This is a genomic window from Streptosporangium sp. NPDC049644, assembly GCF_040675205.1.
Classification (GTDB): Bacteria; Actinomycetota; Actinomycetes; order Streptosporangiales; family Streptosporangiaceae; genus Streptosporangium; species Streptosporangium fukuiense.
The window spans coordinates 1-23,488 of record NZ_JBFAOJ010000052.1 but is presented as its reverse complement, the minus strand read 5'-3'; the positions used below and the strand labels follow the sequence as shown (position 1 = coordinate 23,488).

Below are 23,488 nucleotides of genomic sequence, written 5' to 3'. Positions count from 1 at the left end.
ATAATGCGAGAAAGGTGATTATTGGGTTGCGCCTTCGGAACAGAAGGCATCCGGCAGATCAACTTACGGCATGACGGAGCGTGATCGTGGACGCGATGGACTGGGCACTGCTGGCCGAGTTGCAGCAGGACGCGCGACTGTCCTACAGCGAGCTCTCCCGGCGGGTGCACCTGTCCGCCCCGGCGGTGGCGGAGCGGGTACGGCGGCTGGAGGAGACCGGGGTGATCACGGGCTACCACGCCCGGGTCGATGCGTCACGGGCCGGGCGCGGGGTGGCCGCCCTGATCAGGATGTCGTGTTACGGCCCCCGCTGCGTGCTCCGCGACGAGCAGGCACTGGCCTGGCCGGAGATCCTTGAGGTGCACCGGGTGACCGGTGACGCCTGCTGCCTGCTGCGGGTCGTCACCTCCTCGATGACGACATTCGAGGAGATGATCGACCGGCTCGCCCCGTACGGCCACCCGTCGAGCATGATGGTGCTGTCCAGCCCCGTACCCTGGCGCCCCCTGTCGTCCGGCTGAGACCCACCGTCGCGTCAGGTGACCTTGCCGTGCTCGGCGATCGCCCCCGCGGTGGCCCGCCAGATCGGCGACGCGGGATCGATGACGTCGAAGTGATCACCCGACATTTCGAGATATATCACCTGATCGCCTGACTCCTGAGCGGCTCGCGCGTAGCGACGGCTGAAGTCGACCAGGTCCAGGTCGTCCCCACTCCCCTGCACGACGAGCTGGGGCACTCCCAGCGGGAGCCGTTCCAGCGGCCCCGACCGCAGGTAGGTCTCGGGCACCTCGGCGGCGGATCCGCCGAGCGCCGCGGCGACCGCGCCGGAACTCATGTGCCTGCGATCCCCCTCGGCCAGGTCGAGCACCCCCGCCAGGGAGACGGCCAGGGTGATCCGCCGGTCGTCGGCGGCGGCGCGGAGGGCGAGCTGCCCGCCCGCGGAGTGGCCGATCACCACCAGCGGACCGCGGGCGCCCTGTGCCGCGAGGGCGATGCCCCGGGCGACGTCCGCGGTGGTCGCGTCCCAGCCGTGCAGGTCGGGGCGGCGGTATTCGAGGTTCCAGGCGGCGAACCCGCGCTCGGCGAGGTCGATGGCGAGCGCGTCCATCAGATCCGCGCCCCAGACCGAGCGCCAGAAACCGCCGTGCAGCAGCACCGCGACGGGTGTCCGTCCGTCGGCCTCGGGCGAGGGCGCCTGCCCCGGGGTCCCGTACGGCGGCCGTATCTCCGCCCACTGCTCGGGGTGATCACCGTAGCCGACCCGGTGCGCCGGTCGGCGCAGCCGGTGTACGGCGTGCCTGATCGCCCAGGTCAGCCCCCAGACCCCCCGCCCGTGCAGGTGGGTGCCCGACGCGCCGTCCGCCGCCCCGGAGAGCGGGGCCTCGGACCTCGTCAGGTCGAGCCAGACCGCCTCGGGATACTCCGCGAACAGGCCGCGGGCCCCCGGATCCGGACCCGGCACGACGACCAGGGCGCCGGGCGACTCCAGCGCCGCCCGGAAGCCTGGCAGGTCGGAGGTCATCGACACCGTCCCGCCGACCCCGAGGGCCGCGAACTCACGGTCGGCCACCTCGGTGAGCAGGCGAAGGTCCGCGACCAGACCCGGACCGGTGACCACGAGCACATGCAGATTCGAGGGAATCATTCGCCCATTCTGCCGCATTACTCCGTGATTACGGTCCGGGGATACAGGCCCGTATCTGCAGTTCCTCGGCGTTGTCCAGGCAGGCCCCCGCGGGGACCACCGAGGTCGGGGCGAAGGCGTCACAGGCCGACGCCGAGGTCACCCGACGGCCTGGGCCTGGGCAGGCGCGAAGCGGTACATATAAGATCATTAAATGATGGTATGTCCGCTTGTTGGAATGATCTCTGGCCCTGGAACTCCCGAGAGGTTAGCGTCTGCGCATGCGCCACGTTGAGATCTCGGGCAGGAGACTCCGGTTGAGGGAGGTCACCATCGAGGACGTGGACGCCCTGCACGCGGTATACGGCGACCCCACTGCCACCGAACACCTGCCGTTCGACCCCCGCACCCGCGAGGAGGTCGAAGAGTCGATCATCGAGGCGATGAAGTCCTCGAAGACCGAGCCCCGGCGTCTCTACGTACTGGCGGTGACCGACCTTGACGGCCGCGAGGCCTTCGGCGTCGCCAGGCTGCACATCGAGGCCGACCACCCGCACAGCGCGGAGATCGGCCTCGGGCTCCGCCCCGACCACTGGGGCCGGGGCATCGGCACCGACCTGATCCGGCTGATCCTCGCGTTCGGCTTCCGCGACCTGCGCCTGCACCGCATCTGGGGTGCCCGCTCCCCGGCCAACACCGCCGCCCAGCTGGCGATGCTGGTCGCCGGAATGGTCGAGGAGGGCAGGATCAGGCACCACGTCCGGGCCCGCGGAGCCTGGCGCGACTCCATCGTGCACTCGGCCCTGGAGGACGAGTGGGAAGGCCACCGCGATGTCTGATATCGAAGGGCCCCCGGTCGCGCGCCGAGGGCGGACGCCGGGAGACCCGTCCCGGATGATCCCGCGCACCTCACCTTTCAGAATGTTGTGACGGAAATGCTGCCGTTTCCGGTCACGGGAAGAGTCAAATGGCCCTAGAGTCCGCGCATGTGAGTGAGAGTCCCATCCTCCCCGTACGAGGGCGCCCGGTACGGCCCTCCGGCAGGCACCGCAGGCCCGTGCCTTCCCAGCTCCCGCCCGAGGCGCCGGCACTGGTGCTGGCCGCGCTCGGCGACGCCACCGGCACCGCCGCGGAGCTCGCGGCCCTCATCCGGGTGGACAACCCACAGATCCAGGTCAGACTGGCCGGGCTCGGCGAGGACGCCAAGGAGCTGACCTCCGAACTGGAGTCGGCGGCCAGGGAGCGGCCCGAGAACGCCACAGCCGCCATCGTGGTGCCGCTGCTGACCGGCCCGCACCCGGTCGCGGACCGGCTGATCTCCATGGCCGTCGCGGCCAGCGGCGTACCGGTGACGGTCACCGACCCGCTGGGGCCGCATCCGCTGCTCGCCGAGGCCCTGCACATCCGGCTGTCGGAGAAGAGCCTGGCCCGGGCCGACCGGATGCGGCTGCTCAACATCTCCAACCCGGTCGACACCCCGGTCGACGGGGTCGTCCTCGCCACCGTCGGCGGGGAGAACGCGGCGGCGGAGGCACAGCCGACGGCCGTGCTGCTGGCCTCTCGGCTGACGCTGCCCGTCCTGGTCGCCTCACTGGACAGCGCGCCCACGGTGGCCGACGCCGCCGGACGGCTCCGCGGCATCGGCGCCCAGCGGATCGCCCTGTCCCCGTGCGTCCTGGGCCCCGAGGCGGCCCCGGGGCTCGCGAGCGCGGCGGCCGAGGAGATCGGGGCCGAGTGCGCCGACCTCCTCGGTCCCCACGACCTGATCGCGGATCTGGCCGCCCGCGCCTACGGCAGCATCCTGTCGGCGGACTGAGCGGCCCGACGTGACGGATCCCCTCTGACGGGTAATGACCTGCGTAAGTCGTCAGAGGGGACAGGTCATGCTGTACGGAAAAGAACATGTTGCGCGGTACCAGGCGACCGATGGTGCGGAAGGACACGAGTGGCAGGGCACCACCACCCTGATCCTCACCACCACCGGCCGCAGGAGCGGCGAACGGCACCACACCCCGCTCATCTACCAGCGCCACGGTGACGACTTCCTCGTGGTGGCCTCCAAGGGAGGTGCCGACAACCCTCCGCTGTGGTATCTCAATCTCCAGGCCGACCCCGAGGTCGGGGTCCAGGTGCTGGGCGACCGCTTCACGGCCAGGGCGCGCACCGCCACCCCGGAGGAGAAGCCAGAGCTGTGGCAGATCATGACGGCGGCCTGGCCCGCCTACGACGAGTACCAGACGAAGACCAGCCGGGAGATTCCGGTGGTCGTGCTGGAACGCGTCACCTCTTGACCGGCGTTACGGCGACCGGCCGGGTTCCACCACCTTCGGTCGCGCCGGAGCGCACCACCCCGTGAGGCGGGACCGGGGTGAGAGCCGGGCCAGGGCTCCAGCCAGCCGGGTCAGGGCTCCAGCCAGACGTAACCCGCGAACCTGCCGGTCGTGCCCTCCCTGCGGTGCGAGAACAGGTCGGCGGTCTCGATGGTGCAGCGGGTGTCGTGGGTGATCTCCCCGACACCCGCCCTGCCGAGCTGCGAGGTGATCGCGGCCCGCAGGTCCAGTGCCGGAGTGTCCCTGGAGGTGATCGACCAGGCCTCGGGGAGGTGTACCGCGACCTCCTCACGCAACTCGGCCGGGACCTCGTAGCAGGTGCCGCAGGCCATCGGACCGATCAGGGCGGTCATCCTCGCCGGGTCCGCACCGCGCTTGGCCATCTCCTCGACCAGGGCCGTTACCACGCCGGACACGGTACCGACCCTTCCCGAGTGCGCGGCCCCCACCAGGCCGGCCCGTGGCTCGGCCAGCAGGACGGGCGCGCAGTCGGCACAGAGCGCGGCCAGGCCGAGACCCGGCACGTCGGTGCAGATCCCGTCCAGCGGCGGCGGGTCGTCACCGAACGGCTCGGTGACGTAACGGACGTCGGCGCTGTGAACCTGCCGCATGAACACGACCCGTTCCAGACCGAACTCGGCGGCCGTGCCGGCCCTGTTCGCCGCGACCGCGTCCGGGTCGTCACCGCACAACCCTCCGAGGTTGCGGCTGCCGTACGGCTCGGCGCTGACGCCACCATGACGATCGGTGATCCTCATCTGAAAGTTCACGGCCCGACCTTACTCGCCCAGGAACCTCGTTCCCCGGGCGTTCGTTTCACAGGAGCACAGATCCCCCGAGAGATTGCGAGCGTCATGGCAGAGGTTGTGTACGACCGCAAGGAGCAGTACCAGCAGATCGCGAGCGGTCTCATGCCCGGCGAGCAGATCATCGCGGTCTACGACGCCATCGGCACGGGCACCGGCTTCCTGGGACTCACCGACAAGCGTGTGATCGTGCAGGACAAGTCGTTCGTCGGCAAGAGGATCGCCATCACCAGCATTCCCTACTCCAGGGTCTCAGCGGTGAGCGTGGTGAGCAACAAGTCACTCGCCGGTTCCTTCTTCTCCTCCGGTGCCATCGCCATCCACGTGGGCACCCACACCTACGAGGTGGAGTTCCGGGGCGACAACAAGGCACATCACGTGCACAATGTGATCTTGCACTTCATCGCCGCCTAGGAAATCCCTCATCCCCCGGTGGAGACCGGCGTCCGGCCGTCCGCGACCTGCCGGTAGAGCTCCATGGTCCGCTCGGCGATGCGCTCCCAGGAGAAGTGCTCCACCGCGCGGAGGCGCCCGGCCTCGCCCATCCGGGCCGCGAGGGCCGGGTCGGCCAGCAGCCGGTTGACCCGCTCGGCGAGGTCGGCGGCGAAGACACCGGGGTCGTGCGGGGTGCCGTCGGCCGCCTGGTCGATCGGGACCAGCAGGCCGGTGGAGCCGTCGGCCACCACCTCGGGGATGCCACCGGTGGCGGTGGCCACGACCGCGGTCTCGCAGGCCATGGCCTCCAGGTTGACGATGCCCATCGGCTCGTAGACCGAGGGGCAGACGAACACCGTCGCGTGGGTGAGAATCTGGATCACCTCGGGGCGGGGCAGCATCTCCGAGATCCAGACGACCCCCTCACGATCGAGCCCGCGCACCAGCCCGGTCACCTCGGCGGCGATCTCCGGGGTGTCGGGCGCGCCCGCGCACAGCACCAGCTGGGCGTCGGGGTTGAAGTCACGCGCCGCGTGGAGCAGGTGGACGAGGCCCTTCTGCCGGGTGATGCGCCCGACGAAGACGACGTAAGGCCGGCTCGGGTCGATGCCGTGCCGGACCAGGGCGCCGGTGCCGCGGTCGGGGGCGTACTCCGCGGTGTCGATCCCGTTGTGGATCACCGTGACCCGCTCCGGCGGGATCTCGGGGTAACTCGCCAGCACGTCGCGGCGCATCCCCTCCGAGACCGCGATGATCGCGTCGGCGCCGGCCAGTGCGCCGCGCTCGGCCCACGACGACAGCGTGTAACCGCCGCCCAGTTGCTCGGCCTTCCACGGCCGCAGCGGTTCCAGGCTGTGCGTGGTGACCACGTGGGGCGTTCCGTACAGCATCCTGGCCACGTGACCGGCGAAGTTGGCGTACCAGGTGTGGCTGTGGACCAGGTCCGCGCCCTCGCATCCGGCGGCCATCTCCAGGTCGACGCCGAGCACCTGGAGCGCGGCGTTGGCCGCCTCCAGGCCGCCGGGCACCCGGTAGGCCGCGACGCCCTCCTCCTGCCGTGCCGCTCCGAAGCAACGGACCCGGGTGTCGGCGAGCCTGCGCAGCTCCCGGGCGAGGTACTCGACGTGGACTCCCGCACCTCCGTACACGTCGGGGGGATATTCACGGGTCAGCAGATCCACTCGCATACGATCAGCCTAGTGTTTCATCCCTGTTCATCAGGTTAGGGTCCACACATGAGAGTCCTCGCGATCGTGCTCGCCGGCGGAGAAGGTAAGAGGCTCATGCCTCTGACAGCTGACCGGGCGAAGCCCGCGGTGCCTTTCGGAGGGATATACAGGCTCGTCGACTTCGTGCTGTCCAACCTGGCCAACGGTCACTACCTCCAGATCGTCGTGCTGACGCAGTACAAGAACCACAGTCTCGACCGGCACATCTCCCGGACCTGGCGCCTGTCGGCGATGCTCGGCAACTACGTCACCCCGGTCCCCGCCCAGCAGCGTCTCGGGCCGCACTGGTTCTCCGGCTCCGCCGACGCGCTGTTCCAGAACCTGAACCTGATCTACGACGAGATGCCGGACCACGTCATCGTGTTCGGCGCCGACCACATCTACCGCATGGATCCGCGGCAGATGGTGGCGCAGCACATCGAGACCGGAGCCGACGTGACCGTGGCCGCGATCCGGCAGCCGATCTCCCTCGCCGACCAGTTCGGGGTCATCGAGGCGGATCCGGCGGGGCGGCGGATCGTCGCGTTCCGCGAGAAGCCGAAGGACGCGGTGGGCCTGGCGGACGCGCCCGACCAGATCTACGCGTCGATGGGCAACTACGTCTTCAAGACCCAGGCGATGATCGACGCGCTCAGGGAGGACGCGCTCGACCCGACGAGCAAGCACGACCTGGGCGGCAACATCATCCCGATGATGGTGAAGTCGGGCAGCGCGGAGGTCTACGACTTCGCCGACAACGTCGTGCCCGGCTCCACCGAGCGCGATCGGGGCTACTGGAGGGACGTCGGAACGCTCGACGCCTACTACGAGGCCCATATGGACCTCATCTCCGCGCATCCGGTCTTCAATCTCTACAACAGCCACTGGCCCATCTACACCGGCCACGATCCGCTCCCCCCGGCCAAGTTCGTGCACAACGAGGGCGACCGGGTGGGCCGGGCGATCGACTCGCTGGTCTCCTCCGGCGTGATCGTCTCCGGTGGGCTGGCGGAGCGCTCGATCCTCTCCCCCGGCGTGGTGCTGCACTCCCACTCCCAGGTCGAGGACTCGGTCCTGATGGGCAACGTGAAGGTGGGCCGGGGCGCCATCGTCCGCAAGGCCATCATCGACAAGAACGTGATCATCCCGGATGGTGCCAGGATCGGCTTCGACCTCGAGTACGACCGCAGCCGGTTCGCGGTGACCAGGGGCGGCGTCGTCGTCATCGGCAAGAACGAGATCGTCGAACGCTGATCCGGCCCCGCCCGGTTCAGCCGACGTCGGCGGTCGGGCCGGGACATGAGGCGACTGCGCCGCGCGACGGCCGTCGCCCATCCCCCGGCCTCGGGAGCTCCACAGACCGTCACCGGCCGCCGGCGGCTTCACCACACCTGGACCGCACCGGAACCGCAGGTTGACAAGTCCCACCGCAGTGGAGATCGTTTTCCCGGAACGGATCGGCCCTTCCTCGGGCCGGCAGCGAAAAGGTACGGTGACGTTGATCATCGGTGTGCTGCTCTTCGGTGTTCTCCTCCTGGCCGCAGGTGCTTCCTGGGCCCGCCGAAGCTATGTGGTGATCACCGTTGACGGAACGAGCACGACGCCGACGCTGACCGACGGCGACCGTGTCCTGGTGCGGCGGCGACGGCTCGATCGGGTGGGCCGGGGCGATGTCGTCGTGCTTGAGCCTCCGCCGGATCCTTCCGGTCGATACATGCCCGGTCCGTCCGGTCCGGACGGCCGGCACTGGAACATCAAGCGTGTCGCCGCGTTGCCCAGTGATCCGGTGCCGGCGGTGCCGACCGGCCGCGACTCGTGGCGTTCTTCGACGTCAACTGCGACGCGTGCCACGAGCACGCGCCGCGGTTCGCCGTCACGGCCCGCGCCCAGGTCGCCATGGCGGTCGTCTCCGGTGCCGGTCCCAGGGCCGGAGACCTTGTCCAGGCGCTTGCCGACGTGTCGAGCGTCATCACGGCCGAACGCGCCGACAGCCTGGTGAAGGCGGTCGGCGTCGAAGCCTTCCTGACGTTCTTGCGCGTCGGCCCGGGAGGCACGATCGTGGCGGCGCAGACGGAACTCACGGCCCTCGCCGAGACGGCGTCGGTTTCGAGAATCCGGCGTTTCTGGACGGGCTGCGCCTGGCCACCCAGGCTTCGGGAAGCACGTTGGCGCCCATCACCTCGGGTCTGTTCGACATCGGGCGCAATGCCATCACGCTGGTCAGCCTCTTGGCCGCCCTGTCCGTGCTGAGCCCGCTCATGGCGGGACTGGTGGCGCTGGCGGCGATTCCCGCCCTGGCCGCCCGGATGTCGCTGGAGAAGCGGCGGGTGATGATGATCGCCGGGCAGTCCACGTCGATCCGGCGGCTTCCCTGCCCGCGGGACAGGGGCCATTGACGGAGTGAGCACTCACTCCGCATACTGGGCGCATGGAAACCACCACCACCCGACGGCGCGCCCCGGGGATGAGCCCGGAACGGCGCCGACAGATGATCGTGGCCGCCGCCCTCCCCCTGGTCGCCGAGCACGGCGCCGCCGTGACCACCGGCCAGATCGCCAGGGCCGCCGGCATCGGCGAGGCCACGATCTTCCGGGCGTTCACCGACAAGGACGAGTTGCTCGACGCCTGCATGGCCGAGGCCCTCCGCCCGGACCACGTGCTGGAGCAACTCGCCGCGATCCCGCTCGACCAGCCACTGACCGAGCGTCTCGTCGAGGCCGCCGACGCGATGCGGGCGCACATGGCCCGGGTCGGCACCGTCATCGCCGCCCTGCACGCCTCCGGGCGCCGCTCTCGCGACCGCTCCGGCGTGCACCTTCCCCCGCGGGGTCCCGAGTCGACGTCCCGGGACCCCGCGGGCGCGCCCTCTGCGCCGGAGCAGGCGGCCGGAACGCCCGCCCCGGACCGGGAGGGAGATCCGTCACCGGAGCGCGAGGAGGCGGCCCGGCTTGACCGGGAGTCCTCGTTCCGGGAGACCCGCACGGCGCTGGCCGAGCTGTTCGAGCCCGACCGCGACTCCCTCCGGCTGCCCCCGGAACGCCTGGCCGCGCTCTTCCTCGCCATGGTGTTCTCCAGCACCCGCCGGCCGGAGGGCGCCCCCGAGCCGAGCGCCGACCTCGTCGACGTGTTCGTCCACGGCGCCCTGAGCTGACTCCCCGTGAGCCGCGCAGGCTCGCCGGCACCCGGGTCCGCCGCCTCGGAGCGTCACGACCGGAGGGGGGCATCGCGGCCTACCGGCTACCCGGCGGCCGCCACCCCTGCCCCGCCCCGATCTCGCCTGACCGCACCCGCCCTCGAACGATCCCAGAAGACTCCACCGAAAGGCCCGGCAGTGACGATCACTTTGAACCACACCATCGTGCCCGCGCTCGACAACCAGGGGGCGGCCGACTTCTTCGCTGGCATCATGAACCTGGAGTGCCTGCCACTCGCCGGGGCACACGCCCACTTCGCCCCGGTCCGGGTGAACGAGTCCCTCACCCTCGACTTCATGACCGTGGAAGACCCCGAAGGGCACCACCTGGCCTTCGACGTCGACCCGGCCACCTTCGACGGGATCCTCGCCCGTCTCAAGGACCGAGGCGTGCCGTACGGCAACCACCCCGCCCACCGCGACAACGGGCGGATCGACCATCCACTTCGCCCGCGCGGCCTGTTCTTCACGGACGAGACGGGCAACCTCTACGAGGTCATGTCCGACTGACCGCGGCACCCCCGGTCCAAGTGAAGCGGGGCGGGCGACGTTCGAGGAAGGCCGCGACGCCCTCGGTGACCTCCTCGCGTGCCTCCTTCTGCCACAGCAGGAAGCGCGCCTCGTCGGCGCGGCCGTCCACGATCTCCTTCGCGGCGGCCACGGTCAGCTGGGAGCGGCCGGCCAGGGTGCGGGCGAGGCCGTACACGCGCTCGGACAGCTCCCCCTCCGGCAGGACCTCGTCCACCAGGCCGGTGCGCAGGGCCCGGTCGGCACCGATGAGCTCCGCGGAGAAGAGCAGGAACTTGGCGGTGGACGGGCCGACGGCGTCGGTGAGGCGGCGGGTGGAGCTCGGCGGGTAGACGATGCCGAGCTTGGCGGGGGTGATGCCGAAACGGGCTCCCTCGGCGGCCAGGCGCAGGTCACAGGCGAGGGCGAGCTGGCAGCCGCCGCCCACGCAGAAGCCCTCGATCATCGCGATCACCGGTTTGGGGAACTCCGCCAGCGCCCGCTCCGCGGCGACCGTCGCCCCCGTGTCGTCGCCGCTCTCGTCGCCGTTGCCGGCGAGTTCGGCGAGCTCCGAGATGTCGGCCCCGGAGCAGAAGGTACCCGCCGCCCCGGTGAGCACCAGCACCCGCACGGCCGGATCGTCCGCCAGCGGCGCGAGCAGCGCGGGGAGCGCCCGCCACATGGCCGCGCTCAGCGCGTTGCGTTTCTCTGGACGGTTGATCCTCAATGTGGCGACATACCGGTCAACGGACAGTTCAAAGCCTTCGGAGGTCTGCACGGGATAGATTCTCCCGGTATGTCTGATGATCTTGTCATCAGACCACCCCAAAACATGAGAAACCGCGTGTTCAGCATCATTTTCCCCCGCAGTGAGCACTCCTGCGCGGCACCGTGCCCGAACGGCCGCGGCGGGTGCGGCGGGTGCGGCGGGTGCGGCCACGGCATCCGAGACCTCCAGACGTCTCCGTGTCGCACCCCCGGCGCGGCCGGCTCAGGGAACCGGTCGCCTCAGGACGGAACCGGCCGATCGCCGTCCTCATCGCCGGAACGCCTCGCCGCCGGCGCCGTCAGGCCGGTGAGTGCCCCGGGAAGGGGGGCGGGCACGAGCGGATTCTCGACCCGGAAGCGGGGCAGGGCCTGGGGGTACCTCTCGCGGACGAAGGCCACCAGATGCTCGCGGATGTCGCACTTGAGGTCCCAGGCGCTGGCGGAGTCGGCGGCGCTCATCAGGGCGCGCAACTCCAGCAGCCCGTTGGGAAGGGTGTCGGTGACCTGGAGGGTCCAGTCCTTCTGGTCCCACAGCGGGTGCGCGCGCAGGGCGTGGTAGAGCTCGGCGCGCAGTTCCTCGACCGGCACCGACCAGTCGATCCGGATGAACACGTGGCCGATCACCCTGCTGCTGTGCCGGGTCCAGTTCTCGAACGGGTTGGCAGTGAAGTAGGAGACCGGCAGGACCAGCCGGCGCTCGTCCCACAGCCGCAGCACCACGTAGGTCAGGCTGAGCTCCTCGATGCGGCCCCACTCGCCCCGCACCACGACGACGTCGTCCAGGCGGAGCGCGTCACTGAAGGCCAGTTGGAGTCCGGCGAGCAGGTTGCCGAGTGTCGACTGGGCGGCGATGCCGACGACGACGCCGGCGATCCCGGCCGAGGCCAGCAGGCCGGCGCCGAGCGCCCGTACCTGCGGAAAGGTGAAGAGCATTGCCCCCAGTGCCACCACGATGATCACCGCCGAGGCCACCCTGCGGACCAGGGTGATCTGGGTGCGGATGCGCCGGGCCTTGCGGTTGCCCTCGCCCTGGACGGTGACCAGGCGGTCCAGGACCACGTCGGTGACGGCGTAGGCGGCCTGGATGACCAGCCAGGTGGCGCACCCGATCATCGCCACGCTGAGGCCGCGGTCGATCACCTGGCTGACCGAGCCCTCCGCCATGCCCGGCTCGTAGACGGTGTAGGCGGTCGCCACGGCGGCCGTGGCGAACCCCGGCCAGGTACAGCGGCTCACGACCGGACCGGCGAGCGCCCACTTCTCGCCGATCAGCCGTGAGCGCAGCACCCTCCGCACCGCCTCCACCGCCACGATCGCGGCGGCCACGGAAACGACCATGATGATCCAGCTGGACACTGACGACTTCCCCTCGTCGCTCTCTTCCCCGGACCATCAGCCAATCAGAAGGACTCGTCGAAGGTGACATTCCCCTCGACGGCTATCTGGTAGGCAGAAACCCGCCGCTCGAAGAAGTTGGCCAGCTCCTGCACGTCCTGCAACTCCATGAACGCGAACGGGTTGGCCGTACCGTACCGAACGGGCATCTGGAGCCTGACCAGCCGCTGGTCGGCCACGTACTCAAGATAGCGCCGCATCTGCTCCACCCCCATTCCCTGCAGGCCGTCGCCGCACAGGTCGGCCGCGAAGGCCAGCTCGGCCGCCACCGCCTCCTCGATCATCCGGGTGACCTGCTCGGTGAGCTTGTCGTCGAACAGCTCGGGTTCCTCGGCCCGTACGGTCTCCACGACGCCGAAGGCGAACTCCATGTGCATGGACTCGTCACGGAAGACCCAGTTCGTCCCGGTGGCCAGGCCGCTGAGCAGCCCTCTGGAGCGGAACCAGTAGACGTAGGCGAAGGCCCCGTAGAAGAACAGGCCCTCGATGCACGCCGCGAAGCAGATCAGGTTGAGCAGGAACGCCCGCCGGTCCTCCCTGGTCTCCAGCCGGGCCAGCCCGCCGAGCGAGTCGATCCAGCGGAAGCAGAACTCCGCCTTGTCACGGATCGAGGGGATGTGCTCGACCGCGGCGAACGCCTTGACCCGCTCGTCGGGGTCGGGCAGGTAGGTGTCCAGCAGGGTCAGGTAGAACTGGACGTGCACCGCCTCCTCGAACAGCTGCCTGCTGAGATAGAGGCGCGCCTCGGGGGCGTTGAGGTGCTGGTAGAGGTTGAGGACGAGGTTGTTCGCCACGATCGAGTCGCCGGTGGCGAAGAACGCCACGAGGCGGTTGATCAGGTGACGCTCCTCGGAGGTCATCCTCGCCAGGTCCGCCAGGTCGGAGGCGAGATCCACCTCCTCGACGGTCCAGGTGTTGCGGATCGCGGCCCGGTAGCGCTCGTAGAACTCGGGGTAGCGCATCGGCCGCAGGGTGAGATCCATGCCGGGGTCGAGCAACATCGGGAGAACGCCTTTCGGGGTGGCCGAGGGGTGGCTGGGGGGACGGGTTGCCCTTGGACGGGGCACCGGCAGGTCTACTGGCAGGCGTCGCAGTACTCGGGGTTCTCCAGGGAGCAGGCGACGGCCTCGGGGTCGATGACGGGGACCTCCCCGGCCGCCGGTGCCGCCACGGTGGCCTGCGCGATCCGGGTGGCCGGGCGCGAGCGCAGGTAGTAGGTGGTCTTCAGGCCCGACTTCCAGGCGTAGGCGTACATCGAGGAGAGCTTGCCGATGGTCGGCGTGGCCATGAACAGGTTCAGCGACTGCGACTGGTCGATGTACGGGGTACGCGCGGCGGCCAGGTCGATCAGCGCCTTCTGCGGCAGCTCCCAGGCGGTCCGGTAGAGCAGCCTCAGGTCGGCGGGGATCTCGGGAATGTCCTGGACGGAGCCGTCGGCGCGCTTGATCGCGTCACGGATCCGCGAGGTCCACAGCCCCCGGGCCCGCAGGTCGGCGACGAGATAGCGGTTGACCTGGAGGAACTCACCCGAGAGGGTCTCTCGCTTGAAGATGTTGGAGACCTGCGGCTCGATGCACTCGTAACAACCGGCGATGGAGGCGATCGTGGCCGTGGGCGCGATCGCGATCATCAGCGAGTTACGCAGCCCCGTTCCGGCGATCCGCTCCCGAAGCTCCGTCCACGCGGCCGACGTCGCGGCCCCGTAGTGGTCGGGGTGGAGCACCCCGGCGGCGGCCCTGGTCTCCTGGTAGGAGGGGTGGCGGCCACGCTCCGCGGCCAGGTCCGAGGAGGTCCGGTAGGCGGCCAGCGCGATCTCCTCGGAGATCCGGGTGGACAGCCGCAGTGCCCGCGGCGAGTCGAACGGCAGCCGCAGCGTGAACAGCACGTCGGCCAGACCCATCACGCCGAGCCCGATCGGGCGCCACCTCTGGTTGGCGGCCCGGGCCTCGGGGGTCGGGTAGAAGCCCAGGTCGATGGTGCGGTCGAGGAACCGCACGGCGGTGCGGACCGTCGCACGCAGCCGCGCCCAGTCGATCCCCTCCTCGGTGCCCGGAGACAGGTGGGCGGCCAGGTTGATCGAGCCGAGGTTGCAGACCGCGGTCTCGGCGTCGCTGGTGACCTCAAGGATCTCGGTGCAGAGGTTCGACAGATGGATGACGTTCTCCGGCCTGGCCGTCTGGTTGGAGGTCCGGTTGGCCGCGTCCTTGAAGGTCATCCAGCCGTTGCCGGTCTGCGCGAGCGTGCGCATCATCCGGCCGTACAGGGTGCGGGCGGGGAGCTGCGCGGTGAACCGGCCCTCGGCCTCGGCGGCCCGGTAGGCGTCGTCGAACGCGGCGCCGTACAGGTCGGTGAGGTGCGGGACCTCCTTGGGGTCGAACAGTGACCACACGCCGTCGGCCTCGACCCGGCGCATGAACTCGTCGGGGATCCAGTTGGCCAGGTTCAGGTTGTGCGTGCGGCGGGCCTCCTCGCCGGTGTTGTCGCGCAGTTCGAGGAACTCCTCGACGTCGGCGTGCCAGGGCTCCAGGTAGACGCAGGCCGCGCCCTTGCGGCGGCCGCCCTGGTTGACCGCGGCGACGCTCGCGTCCAGGGTGCGCAGCCAGGGCACGATGCCGTTGGAATGGCCGTTGGTACCGCGGATCAGCGAGCCCCGCGAGCGGATCCGGCTCCAGGCGATCCCGATGCCCCCGGCGTACTTCGACAGCCGCGCGACCTGCCCGTAGCGCTCGTAGATGGCCTCCAGCTCGTCGCGGGGCGAGTCGAGCAGGAAGCACGAGGAGAGCTGGGGTCTGCGCGAGCCGGAGTTGAACAGCGTGGGCGAGCTGGGCAGGTAGGACAGGGTGGCCATGAGCGCGTACAGCTCGGCGGCCTCCTCGACGGTCTCGGACAGGCCGCAGGCCACCCGGAGGAAGAAGTGCTGCGGGCGCTCCAGCACCTTGCGGGTGCGCGGGTGACGCAGCAGGTAGCGGTCGTAGACGGTACGCAGACCGAAGTACTCGAATCTGGCGTCGGCGTCCGGCTCGATGAGCGCGTCCAGGACCCCGGCATGGGCGGCCACGAACTCCGCGAGCCCGTCGGCGATCAACCCCGCCTCGTGCGTCGCGGCGACCGACTCGGAGAAGTCGCGGACGCCGTGCTCGGCGGCCTCGTCGGCGATCAGCTCGGCCAGCAGCGCGGCGGCGACCCTGGAGTTCTCGGGGTCGGTGATCACTCGGGCGGCGGCCTCGTCGATGGCCTGCCTGCGATCGACCGGCGCGTTCCCCGCGCTCTCCGCCGCCGTCTCCGCCAATACCTGTGTCACGTGGTGTCCCTCGCTCGCTCGAACTTCCCCCTGTGGCTCCGCCGGAGGGGCACGCGTCCGCGAGCGATCCCGGGCACGCCGGACCGCCTCGTTCCGCGGGCCCTCCCACGAGGCCCTGGACAATCACGTCACCGGCAGGTCTTCGGACTCACGGGCGCCCTGCGCGTGCCTACCGGCCGTCGCTTCCCGGGCATGGCTCACCCAGTGCTCACATGACGGCTTTCGTTCCCGTTCACCGCTGCGGGGCAGTCCCGGAATCTCACCGGGTTCCCTCTTGCCTCGCCCCTCCCGGGGCGAACCAGCAACGAGCAGGATCCTACATCTAGGGGCGTCTGACGCAACTACCCCAACAAGTTGTGTCGGAAGACTTCAGCAGTCCGAGCTCGTGGAGCACCCCGCGGGTGCGGGCCGTCTCGGTGAAGAGCCACTGACGGAAGTCGTCACCGCTGAGGTAGACCCGGCTCCATCCATTGGCCGCGCACAGGGCGCGCCAGCGCGGCGCGGCGTCGATCCTGTCACACAGGGCGATCGCGGCGTCCCGGTCCGCCTGGCCCATGCCCTTGGGTCCCAGCAGGCCGCACCAGTCGCTGTACTCCAGCCGGACCTCGACCTCCAGGAGCGTCGGCGCGTCGATCCCGTCGAGCCGGCTGCCCGAGGAGACCACCAGGGGACGCAGGCGGCCCGCGGCGATCTCGGGTCGCAGGGCGCGGGCCGACCCCAGCAGGGCCGCGACCCGTCCGACCTGGAGCGCCTCGGCCGCGTCCTCGGCACCGTGGAACCCCGCGTACTCCAGCAACCGGGTGTCCACCCCGAGGCACTTGCCGATCATGCCGTAGAGCACGTGGTCGGAACCGCCCTCCGGCCGGCCGCCGACCGTCAGCGCCGCCGGGGTGCGGCGCAGCTCCGCGGCGAAGTCCTCGAAGGTGCGCAGACGGGAGTCCGAGGGGACGACCAGGACCGTCCAGTCGCCGACCAGGCGGGCGAGGGGGGTGGTGGCGTCCACCACCGCGGCGGTGTTGGCGATCTCCGCGGCCGTCACCATCGGCATCGCGGCGACGAGCAGCCTGCCCTCGCGCGCGAACGAGCCGCGCACGGCGCCGAACGCGTCACGCGGGACGGAACCCAGGGGTCCCGGCCGCTCGACGGCCATGGCGGAGCGCGCCAGCCCCGACAGGACCAGGACGGAGGCGAGCCTGCCCGCGATCCCGTCCCAGCCGTGGCCGTCGGCGGTGGGTTCGAGGATGCTCAGGCGGCCCACGGCCGAGCCGGCGGAGTCACCGTTCAGGTCGCAGCCCGCGACGACCATGGCACCCGCGACCAGCGCGAAAAACCTCCTACGGCGCATAAGCGCCCCTTCCCCCAAGAACCCCCTATACCATAGGTTACCGCCTTATCACTATCCGTTACAGGCCGGGGCGACCACCGTCGGCGGCCGCCCCCGGAGCCCTCTCACTCCACCGTGACGCTCTTGGCCAGGTTGCGGGGCTTGTCGACGTCCCGCCCCAGCGCCACGGCGGCGTGGTAGGCGAAGAGCTGAAGCGGGATCGACAGCAGGATCGGGTCCAGCTCGATCTCGTTCCTGGGCACCACCACGCAGTCGTCGGCCAGCTTGGGGTCCACCGCGCGGTGACCGACCATGAGCACCCGGCCGCCCCGGGCGCGGATCTCACCCAGCGTGGTGAGGTTCTTGTCCAGCAGCTCGTCGTCGGGAACGATCGCCACGGTCGGCATGTCCGGGCCGATCAGCGCCAGCGGCCCGTGCTTGAGCTCGCTGGCCGGGTACGCCTCGGCGTGCACGTAGGAGATCTCCTTGAGCTTCTGTGCGCCCTCGCGGGCCACCGGATATCCCCGGACCCGGCCCACGAACATCATGCTCGGCGCCTCGGCGTACTTCTTCGCCAGTTCCTGGAGCTGCGGCTCCAGCGCCAGGATCTCCTTGATCTGGTCCGGCAGCCTCCGCAGGCCCTCGCAGATCCGGCGGCCGTCGGCGGGAGACAGGTCCCGCACCCGGCCGAGGTGCAGCGCGAGCAGCGCGAAGGCCACGGCGGTCGAGGTGAACGCCTTCGTGCTCGCCACCGAGACCTCGGGACCCGCGTGCAGGTAGACGCCGCCGTCACACTCTCGGGCGATCGCGCTGCCCACGGTGTTGACGATGCCGAGCACCCGGCCGCCCTTGCGCTTGAGCTCCTGGACGGCGGCGAGGGTGTCGTAGGTCTCCCCCGACTGGCTGATCGCCACGTACAGGGTGTCCGCCTCCACCACCGGGCTGCGGTAGCGGAACTCGCTGGCCGGCTCCGCGTCGGCCGGGATGCGCGCCAGCTCCTCGATGAGCTGCGCGCCGATCTGGCCCGAGTAGTACGCGGAACCACAGCCGATGATCTTCACCCGGCGGAACGACCGGGTCTCCCGCGCGTCCATGTTGAGGCCGCCCAGGTGGGCGATGTGGAAGCGGTCGTCCAGACGCCCGCGAAGCGTCCTGGCCACGGTGTCGGGCTGCTCGGAGATCTCCTTGAGCAGGTAGTGCTCGTAGCCGCCCGTGTCGTAGTGCCCCGCCTCCCAGTCGACGGTCAGCGGCTCCTTGGCCGTCTCCCGCGCGTCGCTGGCGAAGGTGTTGAACCCGTCCGCCTTGAGCACGGCGATCTCGCCGTCCTCCAGGTGGACCACCTGGCGGGTGTAGCGGACCAGCGCGGCGACGTCCGAGGCGGCGAACATCTCCTTCTCCCCGATGCCCAGCACGATCGGGCTCCCGTTGCGGGCCACCACCACCTCACCGGGGCGCTCGGAGTCGATCACCGCGATGCCGTACGTGCCGACGACCCGCTTGAGCGCGGTCCTGACGGCCTCCTCCAGGGAGTCGGACTCCTTGACCGTACGGGCGATCAGGTGCGAGAGCACCTCGGTGTCGGTCTCCGACAGGAAGATCGCGCCGTCCGCCTCCAGCTTGGCGCGCAGCTCGTCGGCGTTCTCGATGATGCCGTTGTGCACGACGGCGATGCGCTCGTCGCCGGACAGATGAGGATGGGCGTTGACGTCGCTGGGCGCGCCGTGGGTGGCCCAGCGGGTGTGGCCGATGCCCAGCCCGCCCTTGAACCGCGCGGGCACGACCGCCGCCAGGTCGGCCACCCTGCCTTTGACCTTGCGCATCTTCAGGCCCTTGTTGGAGACCACCATCCCGGCCGAGTCGTAGCCTCGGTATTCAAGACGCTGCAGACCCTCCAGCAGGATGGGGGCCGCGTCCTTGGGCCCTACATAGGCCACGATTCCACACATGTAACCGTTCCTTATCCGTAGACGATCCGGCGCAGCTGGCGCAGGGAGAGTTCAGGTGCGGCGACACGGCGTACCGCCAGCTCAGCGATCAGCCTAGGGAAGATCTCGTCATTGACCAGCCCTCTCCCCTTGAGCTCCGCGTGACGCCGCCTGACGAACTCCTCAACGGGTTCGGAGAAGTAGGCCAGCACGTCGGCGACGACTCGCGCCGCCTCCCCCGGGCCGAGCGCGCTCGTCCGGGTCAGGTGAGTGATCAGATCCTCATACGGATGCCGTGTCGTGGGCACAGAGCAGGACCATACGCATCCGGGAGAGAGCACACCAAGTTTTCTGCCCGATTTCGGGCAGAGAATCTCCACAATGCCGCAACCCCGCCACAACGCGCGACAATCAGCAATCTCTGATAACTCTAAGTAGCCATCAGAGGGGGAGGAACCATCATGCGCCGTCTGCCGGGGATCACCGTCGTCACCGCTCTCGCCGTACTGGTCTCGGCCGTCCCGGCACAGGCGGCGTACCCGGGGAGCCGGCCGACCTGGCCCTGGAAGCGCCCGGCACCCGCCACGGCCGCGGCCTCCCCCGGCGCTGTCGCCGGCCCGTCGTCATCGGCGGGGGCGGGTGCGCGGTCCGGCAGGCAGGCCGCCTTCGCGAAGGCGGCGCGGACGTACGGGGTGCCGGAGAGCGTGCTGCTCGCGGTCTCCTACCTGGAGTCCCGCTGGGAGGGCCACCGCGGGCTGCCCAGCGTCTCCGCCGGTTACGGCCCGATGCATCTGGTCGACGGCCGGGCCAGGCCGGGCCGGCCCCACGGTGTCGGCGAGGACCCGCGCGGCGACGAGACCCGGCCACGCGTGATCGCCCTTCCGACCACCGCGGCGGCGCCACCCCGGGACACCCTGCGACGGGCCTCGGAACTGACCGGCCTGCCCCTCCGCCGGCTGCGCGAGGACCCCTCCGCCAACATCATGGGCGGTGCCGCGCTGCTCGCCGACTACCGGCGCCGCACCGGCGGGAGTCCCGACGCCGGCCCGGCGGGCTGGTACGGCGCGGTGGCCCGCTATCCCGGCGTACCGGAGGAGGGCGCCGTGGGGACGGAGGCGGCACGGTCCTTCGCCGACGAGGTCTACGCGACGATCCAGGCCGGTGCCGCGCGGGTGACCGATGACGGCGAGCGGGTGGTACTGCCCGCGACGCCGGGCCTCCCCACGCCGCGGGCACCACTCTCCGAACCGCCCGCTCCGATGGCACAGCGCCGCGCGCACGGCCCCACCCCCACACCCACGCCCGAACCCGTCACGGACATCGTCGTGAAACCCGCGACGGAGCCTGCCACGAAGATCACCACTGTGCTCGCCTCGGCCCCCTCCCCCCTGCCCACGGTGATGCCGGCGGCCCTCGCGGCGGCTCCCGCCGCGGACCCCGTCGCGGGAAGCACCGCGGGAAGCACCGCGGGGCCCGACTGCCCGAGGAACGTCTCCTGCGAGTGGCTCCCCGCCGTCTACCGGCGGCTCAAGGACGGCGGCTACGGCAACCATGACCGCTCCGACGGCCCCCGGAAGATCGACTACATCGTGATCCACGACGGCGAGACGAGCTACGACGCGATGACCCGCCTGGTCAGGAACCCCGAATACCTGAGCTGGCACTTCACCATCCGCTCCAGCGACGGCCACATCGCCCAGCACCTACGGGCCAGGGACATCGGCTGGCACGCCGGAAACTGGTACGTCAACTCCCGCTCCATCGGCCTGGAACACGAGGGCTATCTGGCCAGGGGCGGATCCTGGTTCACCGAGGCGATGTACCGGGCCTCGGCCAGACTGGTACGCCACCTCGCGGCCAAGTACGACGTTCCTCTCGACCGGGCGCACATTCTGGGACACGACAACGTGCCGGGCACCACCCCGGAGACCGTGAGCGGCATGCACGACGACCCCGGCCCGTACTGGGACTGGAGCCACTACTTCGAACTGCTCGGCAGCCCGCTGCGCGCCTCCGGCGGTGACGCCGCGCGCTCGGTGCTGATCAAACCCGACTACGGCACCAACAGCCCGAACTTCACCGGCTGTCCTGGAGGGTGCCGCGGCCTGGGCGCCTCCTCGGTCTGGCTGCACACCCGCCCCTCCCTCACCGCGCCGCTGGTCTCCGATATCGGCAAGCACCCCACCGGCGACTCCACGTACAGCGTCTACGACCACGCCGCCCGCGCCTCCAGCGGCCAGCGGTACGCGCTCGCCGAGCGCAGGGACGGCTGGACCGCGATCTGGTACCTCGGCCGGAAGGCGTGGTTCAGCGACCCCGCCGAGGCCCCCACCTCCCTGCCCGCGTCAGGCCCCCTGGTGACGCCCAGACCCGGTCGCGCCCCGATCAGGGTGTACGGCAGGGCCTACCCGAAGGCGCACGCCTACCCGGTGGGCGTCCCCGTGCAGGCCCTGACCCCGCTGCAGTACTCGATACCCGCCGGGCAGGTCTACAGCTCCGGCCCGACGACCCGCGCCTCCTACCTGCGGGCGGCCGCCTTCGATCCCGCCGAGCACCGCGTCGTCAGGGGTGAGACCCGCTACCGGCAGATCCAGTTCGGGCACCGGATCATGTTCGTCCGGGCCTCCGACGTCCAGCCGGCCGGCAGGTGAAGATCCGAGCCTTGCGCGCATCCGCCCTGCGGAGGCGCTAGAGTTTTCACGTGCCCCGGAGTCGTCTCCGGGGAGCACGCGGAAGTGGCTCAGTGGTAGAGCATCACCTTGCCAAGGTGAGGGTCGCGGGTTCGAATCCCGTCTTCCGCTCCGGCAGGTCCTTTCAGGGATCTGGCTGGTGGAGTGGCCGAGAGGCGAGGCAACGGCCTGCAAAGCCGTCTACACGGGTTCAAATCCCGTCTCCACCTCAGCGCACGACCTTCGGACCCCCGGGATCCGGTAGGGTGGTGCGAGCGCCGAGGGGAAACCCGAAGCGAAATGCGGAAGTGGCTCAGTGGTAGAGCATCACCTTGCCAAGGTGAGGGTCGCGGGTTCGAATCCCGTCTTCCGCTCTGGTGGTACCCGAGGACGATTAGCTCAGCGGGAGAGCGCTTCCCTGACACGGAAGAGGTCACAGGTTCAATCCCTGTATCGTCCACCAGAGAAATCCCAGGCCCTCGGCCTGGGATTTTCTGTTTCCCGGCGCCGTGCCGCCCGCGCGGAGCGACAGGAGCGGCTCCGCGGATCAGCCGCCGGGTCCCACCTCGTTGTTCGGCGCACCGTCGCCGCTGGTCGGCAGATCGCCGCGCTCCACCGGGCCGGGCGGCGGTGAGGGCGTCGTGGAACCGTCCGGGACCGCGTGCCGCGCTCCGGCCACGGCCGCCTTCAGCGCGGCCCGGTCGACCTCGTCGACGCGGCCGTTCAACCGGATGAAGTGATCGGCTCGGACCGCCGTGTACTCATGGCGGCCCCCGCCCGATCGGTACCAGCCCACCTCGTCACGCTCGCACCTCACCGGTGCCGACGGCGGTTCCGCGTCCATCAGCGGCGTGTCCGCGCACAGGGCGTCGCTGAACGTGCCGCGGTCGACCCTCAGCTGAACGCGCGCGCCCCCGGAGAAGTAGAAGGCTCCGAACCCGTCGTTCCCGACCACCCCGGCCGACTGCTCGGCCAGCCGGTACCCCGGCAGATCCAGTGCGTAGATCAGCTCCGGAGCCGCTCCCTGCCGCCGCGCCTGCTCCAGCACGCCCTGTCCGAGCGACGCCTCGGAGCCGCACCCGGACACGAGCAGCCCGAGGACCGCGATGGAAAGGAGTCGTTCCTTCATTTTGACCACTTTGTCGCACCCGGTCCTCCTCCGACAACTCCGGCCTCGCGAGGTCCGCCAGGGCGCCCCGGAAAGGCCCTCCCTGCCCGCTCGCCCCCGGACTTCCCCGGCGAACCCCGCCTGACGCGGCCTCGGGTCCGGAACAATTGTCACGATCACCTTTTTGGCCCGCGTCACCGGCGGGCAAAGAGGCACCAAAAGAGGCACCATGGGAGGACGCATGACCTGAAACACCGTTAATCGCTATGCTTTTGAAACGTGGCAAAGGGGGCGAGCCTGTGCAGCGCGTGGTGGTCGATCCTGAGGTGCCGAGGGACATCGCCGAACTCCTTCGTCATAACGGGCCCCTGCTCTACCGCCTTCGCACCGGACGTGTCCCAAGGGGGAACGACGAACCCCGGGTTCCGGGAGTGCTCATCGGACTCTTCGGCGGCTCGGCCGCGGTCGCGGCGGGCGGATTGGCACTCGGCGGCGTCCCGCTCCCGGCGTCCGCGACCGTGCTCACCACGCTGATCGGTTTCTACCTCCTCATCCTCACGGTGATCTACATCGCCAGGAAACCCTCACCCGCCGACTCCGTCGAGCGGGTCCTGTACCGGCACTCCCTGCAGTGGCAGGGGCGCTTCCTGATCCTGGAGGACTTCGACCACGACGCCAGGAACCTGCTCGGCCGGGTCCAGCGGGCGATCGACTTCATCGAGTCCTGGAGGCGGGCCAGGTCGGCGAACCAGACGCCGTCCTTGAACTGGCTGCGCATCAGATGCGCGATCCGCAGTTGAACAGATACCTCGGGAAGCGTTGATGCCCGGCGGAACACCCCTCGTTCCGTCGCATGCGGCGCCCCGTACCCGCGAACCAGACGACCACTCCC

At 70.2% G+C, this 23,488-nt stretch carries 23 protein-coding genes, 4 tRNA genes and 1 riboswitch; of the genes, 16 read left to right on the top strand and 11 right to left on the bottom strand.

The window, feature by feature from the left end; translation table 11 throughout:
* Window positions 1-95: 95 nt before the first annotated feature.
* Entirely contained in the window at window positions 96-521 is a 426-nt protein-coding gene (locus AB0J58_RS26390) for an Lrp/AsnC family transcriptional regulator (RefSeq protein WP_211263939.1), read from the top strand.
* Between the two features lie 14 nt (window positions 522-535).
* Here AB0J58_RS26390 and AB0J58_RS26385 read toward each other — a convergent pair whose 3' ends face one another.
* Complete coding sequence (locus AB0J58_RS26385) at window positions 536-1,648, bottom strand: alpha/beta hydrolase (protein WP_364220110.1); 1,113 nt, start codon at window positions 1,646-1,648, stop codon at window positions 536-538.
* A gap of 260 nt (window positions 1,649-1,908) precedes the next feature.
* Here AB0J58_RS26385 and AB0J58_RS26380 point away from each other — a divergent pair, with 260 nt between their 5' ends.
* The 3 genes from AB0J58_RS26380 to AB0J58_RS26370 all read left to right on the top strand — a co-directional run bounded on the left by AB0J58_RS26380 (window position 1,909) and on the right by AB0J58_RS26370 (window position 3,918).
* On the top strand, window positions 1,909-2,466 hold the full coding sequence (locus AB0J58_RS26380; RefSeq protein WP_364220107.1) for a GNAT family protein: 558 nt from the start codon (window positions 1,909-1,911) through the stop codon (window positions 2,464-2,466).
* Between the two features lie 149 nt (window positions 2,467-2,615).
* Window positions 2,616-3,443 carry a CbiX/SirB N-terminal domain-containing protein gene (locus AB0J58_RS26375; RefSeq protein ID WP_364220104.1) on the top strand — a complete coding sequence of 276 codons (828 nt, stop codon included), beginning with the start codon at window positions 2,616-2,618 and terminating at the stop codon, window positions 3,441-3,443.
* A gap of 67 nt (window positions 3,444-3,510) precedes the next feature.
* Window positions 3,511-3,918, top strand: a complete 408-nt coding sequence (locus AB0J58_RS26370) for a nitroreductase family deazaflavin-dependent oxidoreductase (RefSeq protein ID WP_343967762.1) — start codon at window positions 3,511-3,513, stop codon at window positions 3,916-3,918.
* 110 nt (window positions 3,919-4,028) lie between these two features.
* Here AB0J58_RS26370 and pgeF read toward each other — a convergent pair whose 3' ends face one another.
* On the bottom strand, window positions 4,029-4,715 hold the full coding sequence (gene pgeF / locus AB0J58_RS26365) for a peptidoglycan editing factor PgeF (RefSeq protein ID WP_364220211.1): 687 nt from the start codon (window positions 4,713-4,715) through the stop codon (window positions 4,029-4,031).
* Between the two features lie 96 nt (window positions 4,716-4,811).
* On the opposite strand from pgeF, the gene AB0J58_RS26360 reads away from it, so the two are divergent.
* The gene (locus tag AB0J58_RS26360) at window positions 4,812-5,177 is read left to right on the top strand and encodes a PH domain-containing protein (protein WP_350919960.1); all 366 of its coding nucleotides are present in this window, start codon (window positions 4,812-4,814) and stop codon (window positions 5,175-5,177) included.
* 8 nt (window positions 5,178-5,185) lie between these two features.
* On the opposite strand, the gene glgA is transcribed toward AB0J58_RS26360, so the two are convergent.
* Window positions 5,186-6,385: a glycogen synthase gene (glgA, locus tag AB0J58_RS26355; RefSeq protein ID WP_364220100.1), complete on the bottom strand. Its 1,200-nt coding sequence runs from the start codon at window positions 6,383-6,385 to the stop codon at window positions 5,186-5,188.
* A 48-nt stretch (window positions 6,386-6,433) separates the two neighbouring features.
* On the opposite strand from glgA, the gene glgC reads away from it, so the two are divergent.
* The 5 genes from glgC to AB0J58_RS26330 all read left to right on the top strand — a co-directional run bounded on the left by glgC (window position 6,434) and on the right by AB0J58_RS26330 (window position 10,109).
* On the top strand, window positions 6,434-7,660 hold the full coding sequence (glgC, locus tag AB0J58_RS26350) for a glucose-1-phosphate adenylyltransferase (RefSeq protein ID WP_343967770.1): 1,227 nt from the start codon (window positions 6,434-6,436) through the stop codon (window positions 7,658-7,660).
* Window positions 7,661-7,838: 178 nt separating this feature from the next.
* Window positions 7,839-8,405, top strand: a complete 567-nt coding sequence (locus AB0J58_RS26345) for a S26 family signal peptidase (RefSeq protein ID WP_364220097.1) — start codon at window positions 7,839-7,841, stop codon at window positions 8,403-8,405.
* 166 nt (window positions 8,406-8,571) lie between these two features.
* Window positions 8,572-8,802 carry a hypothetical protein gene (locus AB0J58_RS26340; RefSeq protein WP_364220094.1) on the top strand — a complete coding sequence of 77 codons (231 nt, stop codon included), beginning with the start codon at window positions 8,572-8,574 and terminating at the stop codon, window positions 8,800-8,802.
* Between the two features lie 32 nt (window positions 8,803-8,834).
* Window positions 8,835-9,557 carry a TetR family transcriptional regulator gene (locus tag AB0J58_RS26335; protein ID WP_364220091.1) on the top strand — a complete coding sequence of 241 codons (723 nt, stop codon included), beginning with the start codon at window positions 8,835-8,837 and terminating at the stop codon, window positions 9,555-9,557.
* Between the two features lie 180 nt (window positions 9,558-9,737).
* Window positions 9,738-10,109: a VOC family protein gene (locus AB0J58_RS26330; RefSeq protein WP_364220088.1), complete on the top strand. Its 372-nt coding sequence runs from the start codon at window positions 9,738-9,740 to the stop codon at window positions 10,107-10,109.
* Here AB0J58_RS26330 and AB0J58_RS26325 read toward each other — a convergent pair.
* The 7 genes from AB0J58_RS26325 to AB0J58_RS26295 all read right to left on the bottom strand — a co-directional run bounded on the left by AB0J58_RS26325 (window position 10,096) and on the right by AB0J58_RS26295 (window position 19,127).
* The gene (locus AB0J58_RS26325; protein ID WP_364220085.1) at window positions 10,096-10,884 is read right to left on the bottom strand and encodes an enoyl-CoA hydratase/isomerase family protein; all 789 of its coding nucleotides are present in this window, start codon (window positions 10,882-10,884) and stop codon (window positions 10,096-10,098) included. The two genes, AB0J58_RS26330 and AB0J58_RS26325, sit on opposite strands and share 14 nt — an antisense overlap.
* Window positions 10,885-11,114: 230 nt before the next feature.
* Entirely contained in the window at window positions 11,115-12,230 is a 1,116-nt protein-coding gene (locus AB0J58_RS26320) for a mechanosensitive ion channel domain-containing protein (protein WP_364220081.1), read from the bottom strand.
* A gap of 44 nt (window positions 12,231-12,274) precedes the next feature.
* The gene (locus AB0J58_RS26315; protein WP_364220078.1) at window positions 12,275-13,270 is read right to left on the bottom strand and encodes a ribonucleotide-diphosphate reductase subunit beta; all 996 of its coding nucleotides are present in this window, start codon (window positions 13,268-13,270) and stop codon (window positions 12,275-12,277) included.
* 74 nt (window positions 13,271-13,344) lie between these two features.
* A complete protein-coding gene (locus AB0J58_RS26310) occupies window positions 13,345-15,570 on the bottom strand; it encodes a ribonucleoside-diphosphate reductase subunit alpha (protein ID WP_364220075.1) in 2,226 nt (741 codons plus the stop codon).
* Window positions 15,571-15,685: 115 nt separating this feature from the next.
* Window positions 15,686-15,888, bottom strand: a riboswitch (cobalamin riboswitch).
* A gap of 4 nt (window positions 15,889-15,892) precedes the next feature.
* Window positions 15,893-16,915, bottom strand: coding sequence for a tripartite tricarboxylate transporter substrate-binding protein (locus AB0J58_RS26305; protein ID WP_364220072.1), 1,023 nt, complete (start codon window positions 16,913-16,915; stop codon window positions 15,893-15,895).
* Window positions 16,916-17,019: 104 nt separating this feature from the next.
* Window positions 17,020-18,840, bottom strand: a complete 1,821-nt coding sequence (gene glmS, locus AB0J58_RS26300) for a glutamine--fructose-6-phosphate transaminase (isomerizing) (protein WP_364220069.1) — start codon at window positions 18,838-18,840, stop codon at window positions 17,020-17,022.
* Window positions 18,841-18,851: 11 nt separating this feature from the next.
* Window positions 18,852-19,127 carry a hypothetical protein gene (locus AB0J58_RS26295; protein WP_364220066.1) on the bottom strand — a complete coding sequence of 92 codons (276 nt, stop codon included), beginning with the start codon at window positions 19,125-19,127 and terminating at the stop codon, window positions 18,852-18,854.
* A gap of 153 nt (window positions 19,128-19,280) precedes the next feature.
* Between AB0J58_RS26295 and AB0J58_RS26290 the strand changes: the two genes are divergently transcribed.
* The 5 genes from AB0J58_RS26290 (at window position 19,281) to AB0J58_RS26270 (ending at window position 21,951) form a co-directional block, all read left to right on the top strand.
* Entirely contained in the window at window positions 19,281-21,470 is a 2,190-nt protein-coding gene (locus tag AB0J58_RS26290; protein WP_364220063.1) for a peptidoglycan recognition family protein, read from the top strand.
* A gap of 78 nt (window positions 21,471-21,548) precedes the next feature.
* A tRNA-Gly gene (locus AB0J58_RS26285) sits at window positions 21,549-21,620 on the top strand.
* 27 nt (window positions 21,621-21,647) lie between these two features.
* Window positions 21,648-21,718: transfer RNA gene (locus AB0J58_RS26280), tRNA-Cys, on the top strand.
* Between the two features lie 72 nt (window positions 21,719-21,790).
* A tRNA-Gly gene (locus AB0J58_RS26275) sits at window positions 21,791-21,862 on the top strand.
* Between the two features lie 14 nt (window positions 21,863-21,876).
* A tRNA-Val gene (locus AB0J58_RS26270) sits at window positions 21,877-21,951 on the top strand.
* Between the two features lie 84 nt (window positions 21,952-22,035).
* Here AB0J58_RS26270 and AB0J58_RS26265 read toward each other — a convergent pair.
* Window positions 22,036-22,617 (bottom strand): hypothetical protein, encoded by a 582-nt coding sequence (locus AB0J58_RS26265; protein ID WP_364220060.1) that lies wholly within the window; start codon window positions 22,615-22,617, stop codon window positions 22,036-22,038.
* 410 nt (window positions 22,618-23,027) lie between these two features.
* Here AB0J58_RS26265 and AB0J58_RS26260 point away from each other — a divergent pair, with 410 nt between their 5' ends.
* The gene (locus AB0J58_RS26260) at window positions 23,028-23,396 is read left to right on the top strand and encodes a hypothetical protein (protein ID WP_364220057.1); all 369 of its coding nucleotides are present in this window, start codon (window positions 23,028-23,030) and stop codon (window positions 23,394-23,396) included.
* The last annotated feature ends 92 nt before the right edge of the window (window positions 23,397-23,488 follow it).

Coding starts and splice junctions, on each gene's coding strand:
- AB0J58_RS26390 (WP_211263939.1), top strand. CDS start 96: ATGGACTGGGCACTGCTGGCCGAGTTGCAGCAGGACGCGCGACTGTCC.
- AB0J58_RS26385 (WP_364220110.1), bottom strand. CDS start 1,648: ATGATTCCCTCGAATCTGCATGTGCTCGTGGTCACCGGTCCGGGTCTG.
- AB0J58_RS26380 (WP_364220107.1), top strand. CDS start 1,909: ATGCGCCACGTTGAGATCTCGGGCAGGAGACTCCGGTTGAGGGAGGTC.
- AB0J58_RS26370 (WP_343967762.1), top strand. CDS start 3,511: ATGCTGTACGGAAAAGAACATGTTGCGCGGTACCAGGCGACCGATGGT.
- pgeF (WP_364220211.1), bottom strand. CDS start 4,715: ATGAGGATCACCGATCGTCATGGTGGCGTCAGCGCCGAGCCGTACGGC.
- AB0J58_RS26360 (WP_350919960.1), top strand. CDS start 4,812: ATGGCAGAGGTTGTGTACGACCGCAAGGAGCAGTACCAGCAGATCGCG.
- glgA (WP_364220100.1), bottom strand. CDS start 6,385: ATGCGAGTGGATCTGCTGACCCGTGAATATCCCCCCGACGTGTACGGA.
- glgC (WP_343967770.1), top strand. CDS start 6,434: ATGAGAGTCCTCGCGATCGTGCTCGCCGGCGGAGAAGGTAAGAGGCTC.
- AB0J58_RS26335 (WP_364220091.1), top strand. CDS start 8,835: ATGGAAACCACCACCACCCGACGGCGCGCCCCGGGGATGAGCCCGGAA.
- AB0J58_RS26315 (WP_364220078.1), bottom strand. CDS start 13,270: ATGTTGCTCGACCCCGGCATGGATCTCACCCTGCGGCCGATGCGCTAC.
- AB0J58_RS26305 (WP_364220072.1), bottom strand. CDS start 16,915: ATGCGCCGTAGGAGGTTTTTCGCGCTGGTCGCGGGTGCCATGGTCGTC.
- glmS (WP_364220069.1), bottom strand. CDS start 18,840: ATGTGTGGAATCGTGGCCTATGTAGGGCCCAAGGACGCGGCCCCCATC.
- AB0J58_RS26290 (WP_364220063.1), top strand. CDS start 19,281: ATGCGCCGTCTGCCGGGGATCACCGTCGTCACCGCTCTCGCCGTACTG.
- AB0J58_RS26265 (WP_364220060.1), bottom strand. CDS start 22,617: ATGAAGGAACGACTCCTTTCCATCGCGGTCCTCGGGCTGCTCGTGTCC.